The following is a 15,248-nucleotide window of genomic DNA, read 5'->3' on the forward strand; positions in this document are numbered from 1 at the left end:
CAACGGCCTGACTGGATCATAACATGCGTAAATTCTGGCTTTTGTTCGCGCAAGCTACCACCATCGGGCTGGCAGTTCTGTTCGTCATCCACACCCTCAAACCCAGTCTGCTTCCCACTGCTGCACGCGGCGGCGTCGTGACGCTGTATCAAAACGAGCCGGAAGATACTGGCCAAAACCTGAGCGGCCCCGGCTTCAGCCGTGCCGCACAAAAGGTGATGCCGTCCGTGGTGAACATCTTCACCACCAGCGAAGTGAAGCAATCGACGCACCCGTTCATGGACGACCCGCGGTTCCGCTTCTTCTTCGGTGATGAGTTCGAAGACAATCAGCCACAGCAGAATTCCAGTCTGGGTTCGGGCGTTATCGTCAGCCAGGACGGCTACATCCTCACCAACCACCACGTGGTCGAATCAGCCGACCAGATCGAAGTGGCCTTCGCCGATGGCCGCAATGCCAAAGGTCATATCGTCGGCACCGACCCGGAGACCGATCTCGCCGTGATCAAGGTCGATGTCAACTATCCTCTTCCCGCTATCACCTTTGCCAATGGTGATACCACCCACGTCGGCGATATCGTTCTGGCGGTAGGCAATCCATTCGGCGTGGGACAAACCGTCACCATGGGCATCGTCAGCGCACTCAAGCGCAACCATCTGGGACTGAGCACCTTCGAGAACTTCATCCAGACCGATGCTGCCATCAACCCGGGCAACTCGGGCGGCGCGCTGGTCGATGCCAGCGGCAGTCTGCTGGGCATCAACAGCGCCATCTATTCCCCCAACGGCGGATCACTGGGCATAGGATTCGCCATCCCGGTCAGCACTGCCAAAAAGGTCATGGAACAGATCATCCAGACCGGCTCAGTCACGCGCGGCTGGATAGGCGTGGCAGTACAAGACATGACCCCAGAGCTGGCCGAGTCGTTCAAGCTCAAGGCCGCACATGGCGTACTCATCTCCGAGATCATGCGCGGCGGCCCGGCGGACAAGGCCGGCATCAAGCCCGGCGACATTCTGCTCAGCATCGCCGACAGCGAACTCGTAGATTCGACCGTGATGCTGGAAACCATCTCCGCCCTTACGCCGGGCAAGACTGTAGGCCTGAAATTACTGCGCAACCAGAATGAAGTCGTCGTGCAAGTAAGAGTGGGCAAGCGGCCAAAACCGAAAGTCATGGAATAAGCCCCGCATCCCGGTTGAGATGAATACTTAACGAACTTCCACTTTGGACATTTCGCCCCATATTGACTTCACAGCCTCGCCAAAGTCAGCCGCAAAACACTTGCCGTCCATTAAGGGCGACTTTTCAACCCGTATTCTGAGTTCACTTCGAAGCTCACCCAGCGCAGAGAAATCCGCCGCAAAGCCTACTACGCGCTTAATGTATTCATCTTCCGTAGAAGCTATCCATTCCGGCAATCCGGCATTGATCAGCAAACCAGCTCCCTGACGCGACAAGAAAGAGTCGCCTGCCAGATTCAGAACAGGCACTCCCATCCACAGGCTTTCTACTGTTGTCGTACCGCCCGGATAAGGGAATGGATCCAATGATATGTCTACACGATGATAGGCCTCGAAATATTTCGCACGAGATTCCGCTCCTTCCAAGATCAACCGTTCTGCAGCAATGCCGTTTGCAACAAAACGTTCAATTGTCTGCTGTCGCACCGCGGCATCCGCCAGTTGCTTTGCCTTAAGGAAGAGTCGACTATCTGCCACTGAAGTCAATACCCGCGACCATAGCGCGATTACACTATCGTTGACCTTGGACAGATTATTAAAACAACCGAAAGTGACAAAACCGTTCATCGACGCCGGCAACGGCGAGATTTCCACTTCTATATCCGGACGGCTAAAGCATAGGCGCGTCCGAGGCAACCGCCAAATCTTCTCTGTGAAATATCGCTCCTGTGACGCCAGCAAGGTCGACGGATCTGCGATGAGATAGTCCATCTCAGCCATACCTGTGGTAGCAAAATAGCCCAGCCAAGCGACCTGCATCGGAGCCGGCTTCATGGCAAAAACCGGCAGGCGATTAAAGCGCGAATGACCAGACAAATCTATCAAGACATGCACACCGTCATCGTGGATACGTTTTGCCGCTGCTTCGTCATTCATCCCATAAAGAGGGTGCCAAGCTAAGAAGTGCGACTTGAGGCGTGTAGTCAGTTCGTCAGCCCAAGGATCTGTGGGATAGGCATAGAGTTCGAATGCTTCACGATCAAGATAACGCAGCAAGTTCTCCAAAAAATAGCCGACTGGGTGATTACGGAAGTCGCCAGAAACGAAACCAATACGTAAAGGGCTTTGATTTGCACATAACCATTTGGTGTAGCGCTGCTTCGCAAATGCTGTTACTGACAAACCAAAACGACAAGCCTCATCGAATGCGGTTTGCTGCAAAACATTTTGGCTATAGTTAAGCAGAAACAATAAATTACTATGAGCCTTGAAGTAGTTCATTTTGAGTGACAAAGCGCGCCGATAGGCCGACTCCGCCGCCTCCAAACGCCCTACATCCTGCATCAGCACACCGAAATTATTTTGAACATCTGGCAAATCTGGCGCCAAATGCAAAGCACGAAGATAACAAGACTCAGCCTTACCTAGTTCGCCCATCTCGTGCAACAATGCGCCGAGATTGCTATATATCTCGGCGACATCAGGATTGATTTTCAACGCATGTTGATAGCATTTTTCCGCCTCGTTCTGACGACCAAGACTCTTCAGGGTGATGCCGAGATTGCCATGCGCCTCAACATAATCCGGCTTAATTGACAGTGCGCGGCGCAACATCAGCTCAGCGTCGTCAAGTTGACCTAGTTCGTGTAGCGCGATACCCAGATTGCAACAGGCTTGCGCGTAGTCCGGCCTTAATTCCAGCGCACGGCGATAACTTTGCACTGCTTCCTCGTACCGCCCCATCGCACGCAATGTGTTCCCCAAGTTGTAATGCGCATCAGCTAGGCCGGGCACTAACTTCAATGCACGACGATGACAAGCAGCCGCCTCCTCCAACTTCCCCATATCCTGCAACAAGGTACCAAGATTGCAATGTGCATCGGCATAATCTGGTTTAAGTTTCAGCGCGCGCCGGTAGCTGGCCTCCGCCTCCTTCAATTGCCCCCCATCATGCAGCGCGACACCGAGATTGCTATGCACATCCGCTTCCTTGGGAGACAAGGTCGCAGCTTTCTGCATAGCAGAAATTGCCTCTTCGTTATTGCCCAGCCGCTTCAACGCCAGCCCCAGTACCTTCCATCCGAAACCGTGTTTTGGAAACTGCTCCGTCAACACTCGTGCGTGCGCTGCGGTATCTGCGATCCGCCCCTGATTGAACAAGGCGACCAACTCGTCGAGTTGCGCTTGTGCCGGTGCTTTCTGTCCGGGCTTTATTGGTTGCGCCGATCTGCTGCCTGCAGATAAGCGAGCTTCCAGAGCATCCACCTCTTCACCTTGCAAGCCTTGCTGCTTCCCCATTTGCAAGACCTCACGCGCGGCATCTGTCTGCCCGGCCTGCGCCAATGCATCGATGTAACTCAGCCAGAATCGTGCGCGTTCAGGATCCGCTTCGAGTGCGGCAAGGAAATGTGGAATGGCGGCTAGGGCCTGCCCGTCCTGTAGCAGGATGACAGCCAGCTCGTGGTTGGCTTCGGGATGTTTGGGCTGGATGCTCAGAACGGCCTGATATAGTTCGGCTGCATCTGCCGCGCGTCCGGAGCGATGCAGTTCAACGGCCTGCTGCAGAGTTTGTTCTACCAACGCTTGCGCAGGATCAGTTGTCATCCGTCACGCCGTCGTTCGAGGTGTGATCGCGCACACCGATCCAACTCGCCACCACCATACCCGCCTCGTAGAGCAGCCATAGCGGGATCGCAAGCATGAATTGCGAGACCACATCCGGCGGCGTGACGACCGCCGCCACCACGAATGCACCGACGATGACATAGGAGCGCACCTCGCGCAGCTTTTCCACCGTCACCACGCCCATGCGTACCAGTATCACGACCGCGATGGGCACTTCGAAGGTGATGCCGAAGGCGAGGAACATCCCCATTACGAAGTTCAGATATTTGTCGATGTCGGTCATCACCGCCACACCGGCCGGTGCGGCTGCCGTGATGAAACCGAACACCACCGGAAACACAGCGAAATAGGCGAAAGCCATACCGCACAAGAACAGCAGCGTACTAGCCATGATCAGCGGCAGCACCAGTTTCTTCTCGTGCGTATACAGACCCGGCGCAACGAAACGCCATATCTGATACAGCACAAAGGGTAACGCGATCACGAAGGCCGCCATCATCGCGACCTTGAGCGGCACGAAGAACGGCGTGGTGACATCGGTGGCAATCATCTGGCCACCCTGCGGCAACTTGTCCAGCATGGGCTGCGCCAGCAAGGCATACAGCTCGGCCGCCCACGGGAACAGGCATATGAACACCAGCAACCAGGCCAGAAAGCTGTTCAGCAAGCGCGAGCGGAGCTCGATCAGATGCGCGATCAGTGTTTCGCTTTTGCTCATTTGGGTGTTTTGTCGGGTGTGGCAGGCGGTGTCGCCGGCGATTCGACCGCCGGCTTCTTGTATTGCGCTTGCAGGATGCTCTGCTCCAGAGACAGGCCATTCTCCTGCATGGCTTGCTCGGCTTCAGCGACATGCTTCTCGATATCGTGCTGCAGCTTGGTCACCTCTTCCACCGCCATGTCATGCGCGATGTCTTGCTTGACCTTGTTCACATAGCGCTGCGTCCGGCCCCACCATTCGCCGGCCTTGCGTGCCAGCCTCGGCAGCCGTTCGGGACCGATGACGATCAGCGCAACCAGCGCCACCACCATCAGCTCCGAGAACGCGATGTCGAACATCGACTTACTTCTCTTTCGCTTCGCCTTCGATGGTGCGGGAGTCTTGCGACTTGCCCGCTCCCTCGCCGTCCTTCATGCCTTCCTTGAAGCCTTTGACCGCGCCGCCGAGGTCACTACCCATGTTGCGCAGTTTCTTGGTGCCAAAGATCAGCACCACGACCAGCAACACGATCAACCAATGCCAGATACTGAATGAACCCATGATGCGCTCCTGATAGATTAGCTACGTTTGACCATAGGCGGGATGTTGCCGCCGCCGATGACATGCACATGCAAATGAAACACTTCCTGACCGCCGCCCTTGCCGCTGTTGATGACTGTGCGGAAGCCATTGTCCAGCCCCTGCTCTTTCGCCAACTTCGGTGCCAGCAGCAGCATCTTGCCCAGCAATGCGGCATGCGACTCATCCGCCTCCAGCAGCGACACCACATGCTGCTTTGGCACCAGCATGAAATGCACCGGCGCTACCGGATTGATGTCGTGGAACGCCAGTACGTCGTCATCCTCGTACACCTTGCGGCAGGGTATCTCGCCGCGCACGATCTTGCAGAACAGACAGTTGTCGCTCATTTGCGGCTCGCTTTCTCTGCAATACCGGACACACCTTCGCGACGGGCCAACTCCTGCAACACCTGTTCGACGCTCAATCCCTTGTGGGCCAGCAGCACCATGCTGTGGAACCACAGATCGGCCACTTCATAGAGCAGATGTTGCTTGTCGCCATCCTTGGCTGCCAGCAACACTTCGCCCGCCTCCTCGATCAACTTCTTCAGGATGGCGTCGTCTCCCTTGCTGTACAGCTTGGCGACGTAAGACGTATCAGCCGCTGCGCCCTTGCGCGCTTCCAGCGTCTCGGTCAGTCGTTGCAGGATATCGTTCATTTCTTGTATATCTCGTCCGGGTCCTTCAACACGGCGTCGGTGGCCTTCCACTCGCCGTTCTCCAGCTTGCTGTAGAAGCAGCTCTCGCGGCCTGTATGACAGGCGATGCCGCCTCTCTGCTCGATCTGCATCAGGATCACATCGCCGTCACAATCGAGACGGATCTCTTTCACCTTCTGCACATGCCCGGATTCTTCACCCTTGTGCCACAGTTTCTTGCGCGAGCGCGACCAGTATATCGCCTCGCCGGTTTCCACCGTGCGCTTGAGCGCCTCGCGATCCATCCAGGCCACCATCAGCACGCGGCCGGTCACCGCATCCTGCGCGATGGCGGGGACGAGGCCGTCGTCCGACCAGTTCACCTTGTTCAACCAGTTCTCGCTCATAACCGCACCTCGATCCCCTGCTGCGCCATATGCTGCTTGGCTTGCTGCACCGTGTATTCGCCGAAGTGGAAGATGCTGGCCGCCAGCACCGCATCGGCGCCGCCCAGTGTCACGCCATCTGCCAGATGCTGCAGATTACCGACACCACCGCTGGCGATCACCGGGATCTCCAGTGCATCGGTCACCGCACGGGTCAGTGCCAGATCGAAGCCTTTCTTCTGCCCGTCTTGGTCCATGCTGGTCAGCAGAATCTCGCCCGCGCCCAGTGTCTGCATCTTCTGCGCCCATTCCACCGCATCCAGCCCGGTGGCCTTGCGGCCGCCGTGCGTGAATACTTCCCACTTGCCCGGCGCGACCTGCTTGGCGTCGATGGCGACCACGATGCATTGCGAACCATAGCGACCCGCCGCATCGGCGACCAGTTGCGGATTAACCACTGCTGAAGTGTTGATGCTGACCTTGTCCGCACCCGCATTGAGCAGGTTGCGCACATCCTGCACCTCGCGCACGCCACCGCCCACTGTCAGCGGAATGAACACCTGCTCGGCAACTTTCTCGATGATATGGAAGATGATGCTGCGGTCATCGGAACTAGCGGTGATATCGAGGAAGGTGAGTTCATCCGCACCCTGCTCGTCGTAGCGCTTGGCGATCTCGACCGGATCGCCGGCATCGCGCAGTTCAACGAAACTGACACCCTTGACCACGCGACCGGCAGTCACGTCCATGCAGGGGATGATGCGTTTGGCGAGCATCAGATCTTGGGGGCCAGTTCGTCCGCCAAAGCCTGTGCGGCACGGAAGTCCAGCGTGCCTTCGTAGATGGCACGACCGGTGATGGCTCCGGTGATGCCTTCGCCGCGTACGGCGCACAGCTTGCGCACATCGTCCAGATTGGTGATGCCGCCGCTGGCGATGACCGGCACGTGCAAGGGTTGCGCCAGTTCCACGGTGGCTTCGATGTTCACGCCGTTCATCATGCCGTCGCGACCGATGTCGGTATAGATGATGGCTTCCACACCATAGTCTTCGAAACGCTTGGCCAGATCGGCCACATCGTGACCGGTCAGCTTGGACCAGCCGTCCACCGCGACCTTGCCGCCCTTGGCATCCAGACCGACCATGATGTGGCCGGGGAAGGCATCGCATGCCTCGTGCAGGAAACCGGGGACTTTGACGGCCGCCGTACCAATGATGACGTAACTCAAGCCCAGATCGAGATAACGCTCAATGGTCTCCAGATCGCGGATACCGCCGCCCAGCTGCACCGGAATGTCACTGCCCACGGCTTCGACGATGCTGCGTACCGCCGCTTCGTTCTTGGGTTTGCCAGCAAAGGCGCCGTTCAGGTCGACCAGATGCAGACGGCGCGCGCCCTGCTCCAGCCAGTGTCTGGCCATCGCGGTCGGGTCATCGGAGAACACGGTCGCGCCCTCCATCTCGCCTTGGCGCAGGCGCACACATTGGCCGTCTTTCAGGTCGATTGCGGGGATGATCAGTGTTGAAATATCCATGGCTTTAATATCGTGGTTAAACGGGATTCCAGTTGACGAAATTTTCCAGCAGTTTCAATCCGGCAGCCGCACTCTTCTCGGGGTGGAACTGCACGGCGAACAAGTTACCACGCGACACGGCGCAGACAAAGGGCTGCGGATAATCGCTGCTGCCCTGCACAATGCCCTTGTCCCGCGGTTGCACGTAGTAGCTGTGTACATAGTAGAAGCGCGCATCCTGCGCGATGCCTGCCCAGAGCGGGTGATCGGCATGATGCACGCCGTTCCAGCCCATGTGCGGCACCTTGAGCTTGTTGCCCTGCGCATCCCTGAGCTCATGCGCGAATCGCACCACCTCGCCCTGCAACACGCCCAGTCCCGGGATGTCACCTTCGGCGCTGTGCTCGAACAACATCTGCAGGCCGATGCAGATACCCAGGAACGGTTTGTTCTGCGCCGCATCCAGCACCGCCTGGCGCAGGCCGCGCGCATCGAGTTCCCGCATGCAGTCGGGCATCGCGCCCTGGCCGGGGAATATCACCCGCTTGGCTGCAGCGATCACGTTCGCATCGTCGGTGACTTGCACAGACGCGGACGGGGCGACCTTGCGCACGGCCTGATACACCGAACGCAGGTTGCCCATGCCGTAATCAACGATGGCGATATCGACCATGATGCTTATAGCGTGCCCTTGGTGGAGGGCATCACACCGGCCATGCGCGGATCTTGCTCCAGCGCCACGCGCATGGCGCGGCCGAAGGCTTTGAAGATGGTCTCGGCCTGATGGTGCGCGTTCTCGCCTGCCAGATTATCGATGTGCAACGTCACCAGCGCGTGGTTGACGAAGCCCTGGAAGAACTCACGGATCAGATCGACCTCGAACTCGCCGACGTTGGAACGCACGAACTCGGCATTGAACACCAGTCCGGGACGGCCGGAGATGTCCAGCACCACGCGCGACAAGGCTTCATCCAGCGGCACATAGGCATGACCGTAGCGACGCAGGCCTTTCTTGTCGCCGATGGCTTGCGTGAAGGCTTGCCCCAGCGTGATGCCGATGTCTTCCACCGTGTGATGCGCATCGATATGCAGATCGCCCTTGGCCTTGATGACGAGATCGAGCAGACCGTGACGTGCGATCTGGTCCAGCATGTGCTCCAAGAACGGCAGGCCGGTATCCAGCTTGACCTTGCCGGTTCCGTCGAGGTTCAACTCGACCGCGATCTGCGTCTCGAGGGTGTTGCGGGTGACTTGTGCGCTACGCATGATTTGCCCTATGCGAGTTGGTTAATGGAATCCTGTAGTGCGGCGTAAAACTTCTTATTCTCTTCGGGCGAACCTACTGTGACGCGCAGACAGTCGGCCAATGCCGGATGCCCGCCGTTCAGATTCTTGATCAATACCCCACGCTGTTTCAGGCCTTCGAACACCTGCGTGGCTTTTGCCACACGGAACAGGATGAAGTTCGCCTCGCTGGGATACGCCTGTACGCCTGCCATCGCATGCAAGGCCGCCATCATCTTCGTGCGTTCCGACCTGATGCTCTCCGCTTGGGCCAGCAACACATCATGGTGCGCCAGCAAGGTGCTCGCCACCAGCTGCGGCAGGACGCCCACATTATACGGCAAGCGCAGCTTGTCCAATTGTTCCAGCCACGTTTTATCACCGGCGATGAAGCCCAGACGCAAACCGGCCATGCCGAGTTTGGAGTAAGTGCGCATCACCAGCAGGTTGTCATACTTACCCAACTGCGGGATGAAGCTGTCGCTGGCGAAGGCATAGTAAGCCTCGTCCACCACCACCAGACCGGGGGTGGCCTCGATGATGCGACGCACGGCATCGGCATCGAACAGATTGCCCGTGGGATTGTTGGGATAGGCGAGGAACACCAGTGCGGGACGTTCACGTTCTATCGCCGCCAGGGTCGCATCCAGATCAAGCGAGAAATCCCCAGCCAGCGGCACGCCCACATAGCGCATACCGACGAAGGTGGCGATCATCTTGTACATGACGAAAGAGGGCTCGACACTCAGCAAGACCGCACCCGGTTGCGCCACGGCCATCGCCAGCAACTGGATGATCTCATCAGAGCCGTTACCCAGCAGCACATCCATGCCTTCCGGCAGCTGCGTCACGTCGCGGATGTCTTCTTTGAGTCGCTGCGCACCGGCATCGGGATAACGGTTGATCGCGGCATCCGCCACGCGGCGTGCGATCTCGTCGCGCAAGACCTGCGGCAAGGAATGGGGATTCTCCATCGCATCCAGCTTGATCATGTCGGCAGACGGCGGGACATGATAGGCGTGCAAGGCCTGTATCTCTTTGCGGATCAGTTGTTGCGGGGTCACGGCAGGGCTGGCGGCAGACATGGTGATACGGCTCTGAATAACGGCCCGCATTCTACCTTACTCTGGTGATTTGGCGCGAACGCCGCTTATAATCGGGACATCGCACTAGGGTCTCACAATGGCTACCAAGAAACTCCGCGTACTACTGGTGGAATCATCCGAGCAAGACTCGCACAAGATCCTCGCCAAGCTGGCCGATGCCGGCTATGCGCTGGAACATCAGTGCGTGCAGGACGAGCAGGACATGCAGCAAGCGCTGCTCGCCAGACCCTTCGACGTCATCCTGTGCAGCGACGACCCGGGCAGTTTCGGCGGTCTGGATGCATACCGATTGCTGCACCAGCTCGACCTGGATATCCCTTTCCTGCTACTGGCCAGCAAACTGAAGGAAGAGACCATCATCCACACCATGCAGGAAGGTGTGGACGACTACATCCTCAAAGGCAGTCTCAATCGCCTCGTGCCCTCCATCGAACACAACCTGCGTGAAGCGCGAGTACGCCGCGAATATCGCGAGGCGCAAGCTGCCTTGCAGGAGAACCAGACCCGCATGCACGCATTCATCACCGATCTGCCGGGCATGGCCTATCAGATCGTGCTGAAGGACAAAGGTGAAGTGCACTTCCCCTATGTCAGCGAGGGTTGCTATCCCCTGCTCGGCATCGAGCATCAGGAACTGATTGGCGATGCCAGCCTGTTCGCCGAGATGATCCACCCGGAAGATGCCGGTTCTTATCTCAGAAGCATGCTGTCCTCTGCCAAGAAGCTCACTTTCTGGAACTGGGAAGGGCGCATGCGCACCCGCCCCAAAGGCGAGATCAAATGGATCAATCTGCGCTGCAGTCCGCGCCGCATCGGTGCGGCCGTGCAGTGGGAAGGCATCATGTTGAACATCACCCAGAGCAAGCAGGCGGATGCGGCCTTGCGGCAATCCAAACAGCAACTGCGTGAATTCTCCACCCATATAGAAGAAGCACGCGAACAGGAGCGGGTCGCCATCGCGCGCGAGGTGCATGACGAACTGGGCAGTTTGCTCACCGCCACCAGACTGGACATCGCCTGGCTGATCTCGCGCCTGAAGGACCAGCCGGTGCTGGAAGAGAAAGCGCGCAGCATCGAAGATCTGGTGCAGAAATGCACCCGCTCGGCCAGCAACATCGCGCGCAGCCTGCGCCCCAGCGCACTGGATACTTTCGGCATCGTCGCCGCCATCGAGTCCGAGGCCAAGGAATTCGCGCAGCGCACCGGCATCAAATGCGTCCCGGAAGTCATGGACGAATCGGTCAGCGTCTCGCCGCATGTGGCGATCACACTGTTCCGCATCTTCCAGGAAGCACTGAACAACATCACCAAACACGCCCATGCGAACACCGTCACCATCGCCATCTGCAACCTCGACACCTGCGTCAGCATGACTGTGCGCGATGACGGGCGTGGCATCCACGACGCGGATCGCGCCAAACCGCGCTCCTTCGGCTTGCGCGGCATCTTCGAGCGCGTCGCCCAGTTCGGCGGCGAAGTGAAACTGGAAAGCGCTCCCGGACAAGGCACCCGCCTCAACGTGCGCATCCCGCACCAGCCGGAACAAAATGCAGTACCCGATTCACAAGGCGCGTTATTCGAATAAGATACGGGCCATGATCAATGTACTCATCGCCGACGACCACGAACTCATCCGCAGAGGGCTGAAGCAGCTGCTGGATGACACGGATGACCTGCGCGTCACCGGCCAGGCTGACACGGGCATGGAAGCCGTGAACATGGTGCGCGACAACGAATACGACGTCGTGCTGCTGGATATCAGCATGCCGGATAAACACGGCATCGATGTACTCAAACAGATCCGCGACCTGCGCCCCAACCTGCCGGTGCTGATGCTGAGCATGCATCCGGAAGAGCAATATGCCGTGCGCTCGATGAAGACGGGCGCAGCTGGCTATCTCAACAAGCAGAGTGCGCCCGCCCAGCTGGTCACCGCCATCCGCAAGGTCGCCAGCGGCAAGAAATACATCAGCAGCGAGATGGCCGAGCAGCTGGCCGAAGGCCTGTCGCAGGGCTATTCGGAATTGGCGCACCAGACCCTGTCCAACCGCGAGTATCAAACGTTGTGCCTGATGGCGCAGGGCAAGAAGCTGAGCGAGATGGCCGAGATCATGTCGCTCAGCCCCAAGACCATCAGCGTCTACCGCATGCGCCTGCTGGAAAAGATGAAGCTCAAGACCAATGCCGAAGCCATCCATTATGCGATCAGCAACCACCTGATCGAATGATCCCGGCCAATAGCGGGCAATATCCAGTGCTATTCAGCGAATCGTCGCCGCACCGACAGCCGATAATGCCAACCATAGCGCAGCACCACATACGACATATAGATGAGCAAGCACAAGGAACCCGCAGAACTGGCCCGTGAGACCCTGAAGTTACTGGGTGAACGCGGTCTGGCGCCCACGCCTGAGCATTACGCGAGTGTGTTTAAGGAACTGGGCGGCGACAAAGAAGCAGCAAGCGCTTCTGCTGCGCCCAACTGGTCGGCTCTGATCCGTGACTTGCTGCGTCAACTGGAGATGACGCACAAAGGCGTCACACTCACACGCAAGAAAGAAGGGCTGGAGGTCGTTCTCAATCGCTTCGCCAGCAAGCCGGACGTGATGTCTGAAAAGCTGAATGGCTTGATGCGCTCCTGGGGGAGCGGCTCAGCCGCGCCTGATCTAACTTCCACTGCGGCACCTGAAGTTGCACCAGCCGAGCCTGCCGCCCCCCCTGCACCGACTGCCACTCCCGCAAAATCTGCGGACAAAGCGGCTGGGCATGACCTGCTCAAGCAATTGCGCGAACTGCTTGCGCAGTCGCTGGAGAACTCCTTGCTCACCCACCCCGAACTGGGCGAAGAGATCAAGCGCCTGGTCGTGGTGGTGCGCACCACAGACGACCCCTCCAAGATCAACGAGTTGGCCAAACAACTGCGCCAGTTCTGGCTCAAGTTGGAGCTGCGCGGCGGCGACAAGGTGAAGATACAGGAGGGGCTGTTGCGCCTGCTGCGCCTGCTGGTGGAGAACGTCAGCGAACTGGTGGCCGACGATGAATGGATGCAGGGACAGGTCACCGCGCTGCAGACCATCATCTCGCAACCGATGGACAAGCACGCCATTGCCGATGCCGAACGCAACCTGCGCGATGCCATCATCAAGCAGAGCAGCCTGAAGCAAAGCCTGACCGACGCCAAAACCACGCTCAAGAGCCTGATGACCACCTTCATCGACCGGCTGGGCAACCTCACCGAAAGCACCGGTGAATACCACCAGAAGATCGAAGGCTACAGCCAGAAGATCAGTAAGGCAGACAACCTCACCGTGCTGGGCCACATCCTGGATGATGTGATGCACGACACCCGCGTCATCCAGGCCAGCGCCTTGCGTTCGCATGAAGAGCTGCTGAACACCAAGAAACAAGCCGACGAAGCCGAGGAGCGCATCAAGGCGCTGGAACAGGAACTGATGCAGGTCAGCGAACTGGTGCGCGAAGATCAGCTCACCGGCGCGCTGAACCGGCGCGGGCTGGACGAGACGCTGGACCGGGAACTGAAGCGCGCCGACCGCAACCGCACTCAGCTCTGCGTCGCCCTGCTCGACATCGACAATTTCAAGAAATTGAACGACAGCCTTGGCCATCAAGCAGGCGACCGTGCCTTGACCCACCTCACCCAGGTCATCAAGGACACCCTGCGCCCGACCGACGCAGTGGGCCGTTACGGCGGCGAGGAATTCGTCATCATCTTGCCGGACACGGATCTGCAGGCAGGGATCGAGGCCTTGCAACGCCTGCAACGGGATCTGACCAAGAAGTTCTTCCTGCACAATAATGAACGCATCTTGGTCACTTTCAGCGCCGGGGTCGCCCTGCGCGGCGCGGACGAAGACCAGGAAGACCTGCTGGGACGGGCCGACAAGGCCATGTATCAAGCCAAACAGACCGGCAAGAACCGCGTGATCGCCGCCCCCGGGCTGAAAATATGAGATTTTTCCTAAAGTTTCCCGCCAACTCTCCGATAACTGGTTCAACGGCGGTTGCTAAGCTTCACAAAAAGGCAGCCAAAGTAAGCGGCAACATGGCCGCAAATGAACCAAGTTAAGGAGAACTAAAATGGCACAAGTCATCAACACCAACGTCTCGGCTCTGTTCGGCGGTGCTGCACTGAATAGATCCAACACGGCCTTGCAGGTTGCTATGGAGCGTCTGTCTTCCGGCAAACGCATCAACTCTGCCAAGGATGATGCCACCGGCATGGTGACAGCCAGCGGCTACGAAAAGACCATGCGCGGCGCGAACATCGCGGCCCGTAACGCCAGCGACGGTATTTCCGAAGCGCAGATCAACGACGGCTACCACGCTCAGGTGTATGAGAACTTGCAGCGCATCCGTGAGATCGCGGTGCAATTGGGCGGCACAGCTTCCGGCACCGAATTCACTGCACTCGCGGCTGAAAACACCCGCTTGCTGGGCTTGGCCTCCAACAGTACCGCCAAGGTTATCGGAGCGGATGGCACGCTGGCTTCAGTCGTAGGTGCCAAAGCTACAGTCACCGGCACTGGCGCCATCGCCACGATTGATGCAGACATCACCGCCGTGACCACAGCCCGTGGCACCTACGGTGCAGATATGGCGAAATACCAGTCTGCGGTCAACAACCTGCAGACCCTGTCGGTGAATACCGCAGCCGCTTACAGCCGTGTGATGGATACCGACTACGCGGCAGAGACCACCGCCATGACCCGCAACATGATTCTGCAACAAGCAGGTACAGCGATGCTGGCGCAAGCCAACCAGCTTCCGAACAACGTTCTGAGCCTGTTGCGTTAAACGTAGTAATAAAACCCCGGCCGGGTGACCGGCTGGGGATTTAAACAAGGAGAGGCAAAATGCTCATCCAATCGACAAATAGTGGAGTACCCGCTCCGGCGATGCCTACCAGCAATGGTGGGCAGGCGGTCGTTGCATCGCAGTCTGCGGGGAAACCCGCCCAGGCTGAGGCAGCGCCCCCAACGCCGGCGCAACTGTCGAGCGAGGTCGGTCGTATCAACACCGTCCTGAAGCAGGCGAACAGAAACGTGGAGCTCAGCATCAGCGTGGACGACAGCACCAAGAAACAAGTCGTCAGTTTGAAGGACAAGGAAACTGGGGATACACTGTTGCAGTACCCGTCCGAAGCCGTGCTGGCGATCTCGCGCAGTATCGACGAGTTCCAGCAGGGGCAATTGCTGAATCGTCAGGCCTGACAA

The 15,248-nt window shown here is 58.3% G+C and carries 18 protein-coding genes; 6 read left to right on the forward strand and 12 right to left on the reverse strand.

The window, feature by feature from the left end; genetic code table 11:
* The first annotated feature begins 23 nt into the window (after positions 1 to 23).
* Positions 24 to 1,184, forward strand: a complete 1,161-nt coding sequence (locus tag ACYCZ5_RS06225) for a Do family serine endopeptidase (RefSeq protein WP_461543927.1) — start codon at positions 24 to 26, stop codon at positions 1,182 to 1,184.
* A gap of 27 nt (positions 1,185 to 1,211) precedes the next feature.
* Here ACYCZ5_RS06225 and ACYCZ5_RS06230 read toward each other — a convergent pair whose 3' ends face one another.
* From ACYCZ5_RS06230 to hisC, 12 genes are read right to left on the reverse strand one after another with little or no spacing between them, the layout of a single operon-like run.
* Positions 1,212 to 3,788, reverse strand: a complete 2,577-nt coding sequence (locus ACYCZ5_RS06230; RefSeq protein WP_461543928.1) for a tetratricopeptide repeat protein — start codon at positions 3,786 to 3,788, stop codon at positions 1,212 to 1,214.
* On the reverse strand, positions 3,778 to 4,527 hold the full coding sequence (gene tatC / locus ACYCZ5_RS06235; protein ID WP_461543929.1) for a twin-arginine translocase subunit TatC: 750 nt from the start codon (positions 4,525 to 4,527) through the stop codon (positions 3,778 to 3,780). The genes ACYCZ5_RS06230 and tatC overlap by 11 nt, the downstream gene beginning before the upstream one ends.
* Positions 4,524 to 4,865 carry a Sec-independent protein translocase protein TatB gene (gene tatB / locus ACYCZ5_RS06240; protein ID WP_461543930.1) on the reverse strand — a complete coding sequence of 114 codons (342 nt, stop codon included), beginning with the start codon at positions 4,863 to 4,865 and terminating at the stop codon, positions 4,524 to 4,526. The genes tatC and tatB overlap by 4 nt, the downstream gene beginning before the upstream one ends.
* Before the next feature lie 4 nt (positions 4,866 to 4,869).
* Positions 4,870 to 5,067, reverse strand: coding sequence for a Sec-independent protein translocase subunit TatA (tatA, locus tag ACYCZ5_RS06245; protein WP_461543931.1), 198 nt, complete (start codon positions 5,065 to 5,067; stop codon positions 4,870 to 4,872).
* Between the two features lie 17 nt (positions 5,068 to 5,084).
* Complete coding sequence (locus ACYCZ5_RS06250; protein WP_461543932.1) at positions 5,085 to 5,435, reverse strand: histidine triad nucleotide-binding protein; 351 nt, start codon at positions 5,433 to 5,435, stop codon at positions 5,085 to 5,087.
* The gene (locus tag ACYCZ5_RS06255; protein ID WP_461543933.1) at positions 5,432 to 5,746 is read right to left on the reverse strand and encodes a phosphoribosyl-ATP diphosphatase; all 315 of its coding nucleotides are present in this window, start codon (positions 5,744 to 5,746) and stop codon (positions 5,432 to 5,434) included. The genes ACYCZ5_RS06250 and ACYCZ5_RS06255 overlap by 4 nt, the downstream gene beginning before the upstream one ends.
* Positions 5,743 to 6,132, reverse strand: a complete 390-nt coding sequence (gene hisI, locus ACYCZ5_RS06260) for a phosphoribosyl-AMP cyclohydrolase (RefSeq protein ID WP_461543934.1) — start codon at positions 6,130 to 6,132, stop codon at positions 5,743 to 5,745. Before hisI ends, ACYCZ5_RS06255 begins: the two co-directional genes overlap by 4 nt.
* A complete protein-coding gene (hisF, locus tag ACYCZ5_RS06265; protein WP_461543935.1) occupies positions 6,129 to 6,887 on the reverse strand; it encodes an imidazole glycerol phosphate synthase subunit HisF in 759 nt (252 codons plus the stop codon). The genes hisI and hisF overlap by 4 nt, the downstream gene beginning before the upstream one ends.
* Positions 6,887 to 7,645, reverse strand: coding sequence for a 1-(5-phosphoribosyl)-5-[(5-phosphoribosylamino)methylideneamino]imidazole-4-carboxamide isomerase (hisA, locus tag ACYCZ5_RS06270; protein ID WP_461543936.1), 759 nt, complete (start codon positions 7,643 to 7,645; stop codon positions 6,887 to 6,889). The genes hisF and hisA overlap by 1 nt, the downstream gene beginning before the upstream one ends.
* Before the next feature lie 16 nt (positions 7,646 to 7,661).
* Positions 7,662 to 8,297, reverse strand: a complete 636-nt coding sequence (gene hisH, locus ACYCZ5_RS06275) for an imidazole glycerol phosphate synthase subunit HisH (protein WP_461543937.1) — start codon at positions 8,295 to 8,297, stop codon at positions 7,662 to 7,664.
* A 5-nt stretch (positions 8,298 to 8,302) separates the two neighbouring features.
* The gene (gene hisB, locus ACYCZ5_RS06280; protein WP_461543938.1) at positions 8,303 to 8,890 is read right to left on the reverse strand and encodes an imidazoleglycerol-phosphate dehydratase HisB; all 588 of its coding nucleotides are present in this window, start codon (positions 8,888 to 8,890) and stop codon (positions 8,303 to 8,305) included.
* Positions 8,891 to 8,898: 8 nt separating this feature from the next.
* Positions 8,899 to 9,993, reverse strand: a complete 1,095-nt coding sequence (hisC, locus tag ACYCZ5_RS06285; protein WP_461544166.1) for a histidinol-phosphate transaminase — start codon at positions 9,991 to 9,993, stop codon at positions 8,899 to 8,901.
* A gap of 97 nt (positions 9,994 to 10,090) precedes the next feature.
* Here hisC and ACYCZ5_RS06290 point away from each other — a divergent pair, with 97 nt between their 5' ends.
* The 5 genes from ACYCZ5_RS06290 to ACYCZ5_RS06310 all read left to right on the forward strand — a co-directional run bounded on the left by ACYCZ5_RS06290 (position 10,091) and on the right by ACYCZ5_RS06310 (position 15,245).
* Complete coding sequence (locus ACYCZ5_RS06290; protein WP_461543939.1) at positions 10,091 to 11,599, forward strand: sensor histidine kinase; 1,509 nt, start codon at positions 10,091 to 10,093, stop codon at positions 11,597 to 11,599.
* Positions 11,600 to 11,609: 10 nt separating this feature from the next.
* Positions 11,610 to 12,242 (forward strand): response regulator, encoded by a 633-nt coding sequence (locus ACYCZ5_RS06295; RefSeq protein ID WP_461543940.1) that lies wholly within the window; start codon positions 11,610 to 11,612, stop codon positions 12,240 to 12,242.
* A gap of 102 nt (positions 12,243 to 12,344) precedes the next feature.
* Positions 12,345 to 13,985: a GGDEF domain-containing protein gene (locus ACYCZ5_RS06300; RefSeq protein ID WP_461543941.1), complete on the forward strand. Its 1,641-nt coding sequence runs from the start codon at positions 12,345 to 12,347 to the stop codon at positions 13,983 to 13,985.
* 127 nt (positions 13,986 to 14,112) lie between these two features.
* Positions 14,113 to 14,829: a flagellin gene (locus ACYCZ5_RS06305; RefSeq protein WP_461543942.1), complete on the forward strand. Its 717-nt coding sequence runs from the start codon at positions 14,113 to 14,115 to the stop codon at positions 14,827 to 14,829.
* A gap of 59 nt (positions 14,830 to 14,888) precedes the next feature.
* Complete coding sequence (locus ACYCZ5_RS06310; protein ID WP_461543943.1) at positions 14,889 to 15,245, forward strand: flagellar protein FlaG; 357 nt, start codon at positions 14,889 to 14,891, stop codon at positions 15,243 to 15,245.
* Positions 15,246 to 15,248 lie beyond the last annotated feature (3 nt).

This window comes from Sideroxydans sp. (assembly GCF_054604835.1).

Bases quoted from the DNA above. Each gene is read 5' to 3' on its own strand.
- ACYCZ5_RS06300 (WP_461543941.1), top strand. From the start codon at position 12,345: ATGAGCAAGCACAAGGAACCCGCAGAACTGGCCCGTGAGACCCTGAAG.
- ACYCZ5_RS06250 (WP_461543932.1), bottom strand. From the start codon at position 5,435: ATGAGCGACAACTGTCTGTTCTGCAAGATCGTGCGCGGCGAGATACCC.
- ACYCZ5_RS06305 (WP_461543942.1), top strand. From the start codon at position 14,113: ATGGCACAAGTCATCAACACCAACGTCTCGGCTCTGTTCGGCGGTGCT.
- ACYCZ5_RS06290 (WP_461543939.1), top strand. From the start codon at position 10,091: ATGGCTACCAAGAAACTCCGCGTACTACTGGTGGAATCATCCGAGCAA.
- hisH (WP_461543937.1), bottom strand. From the start codon at position 8,297: ATGGTCGATATCGCCATCGTTGATTACGGCATGGGCAACCTGCGTTCG.
- hisA (WP_461543936.1), bottom strand. From the start codon at position 7,645: ATGGATATTTCAACACTGATCATCCCCGCAATCGACCTGAAAGACGGC.
- ACYCZ5_RS06295 (WP_461543940.1), top strand. From the start codon at position 11,610: ATGATCAATGTACTCATCGCCGACGACCACGAACTCATCCGCAGAGGG.
- hisI (WP_461543934.1), bottom strand. From the start codon at position 6,132: ATGAGCGAGAACTGGTTGAACAAGGTGAACTGGTCGGACGACGGCCTC.
- hisC (WP_461544166.1), bottom strand. From the start codon at position 9,993: ATGTCTGCCGCCAGCCCTGCCGTGACCCCGCAACAACTGATCCGCAAA.
- ACYCZ5_RS06225 (WP_461543927.1), top strand. From the start codon at position 24: ATGCGTAAATTCTGGCTTTTGTTCGCGCAAGCTACCACCATCGGGCTG.
- tatC (WP_461543929.1), bottom strand. From the start codon at position 4,527: ATGAGCAAAAGCGAAACACTGATCGCGCATCTGATCGAGCTCCGCTCG.
- tatA (WP_461543931.1), bottom strand. From the start codon at position 5,067: ATGGGTTCATTCAGTATCTGGCATTGGTTGATCGTGTTGCTGGTCGTG.
- tatB (WP_461543930.1), bottom strand. From the start codon at position 4,865: ATGTTCGACATCGCGTTCTCGGAGCTGATGGTGGTGGCGCTGGTTGCG.
- ACYCZ5_RS06255 (WP_461543933.1), bottom strand. From the start codon at position 5,746: ATGAACGATATCCTGCAACGACTGACCGAGACGCTGGAAGCGCGCAAG.
- hisB (WP_461543938.1), bottom strand. From the start codon at position 8,890: ATGCGTAGCGCACAAGTCACCCGCAACACCCTCGAGACGCAGATCGCG.
- ACYCZ5_RS06230 (WP_461543928.1), bottom strand. From the start codon at position 3,788: ATGACAACTGATCCTGCGCAAGCGTTGGTAGAACAAACTCTGCAGCAG.
- hisF (WP_461543935.1), bottom strand. From the start codon at position 6,887: ATGCTCGCCAAACGCATCATCCCCTGCATGGACGTGACTGCCGGTCGC.
- ACYCZ5_RS06310 (WP_461543943.1), top strand. From the start codon at position 14,889: ATGCTCATCCAATCGACAAATAGTGGAGTACCCGCTCCGGCGATGCCT.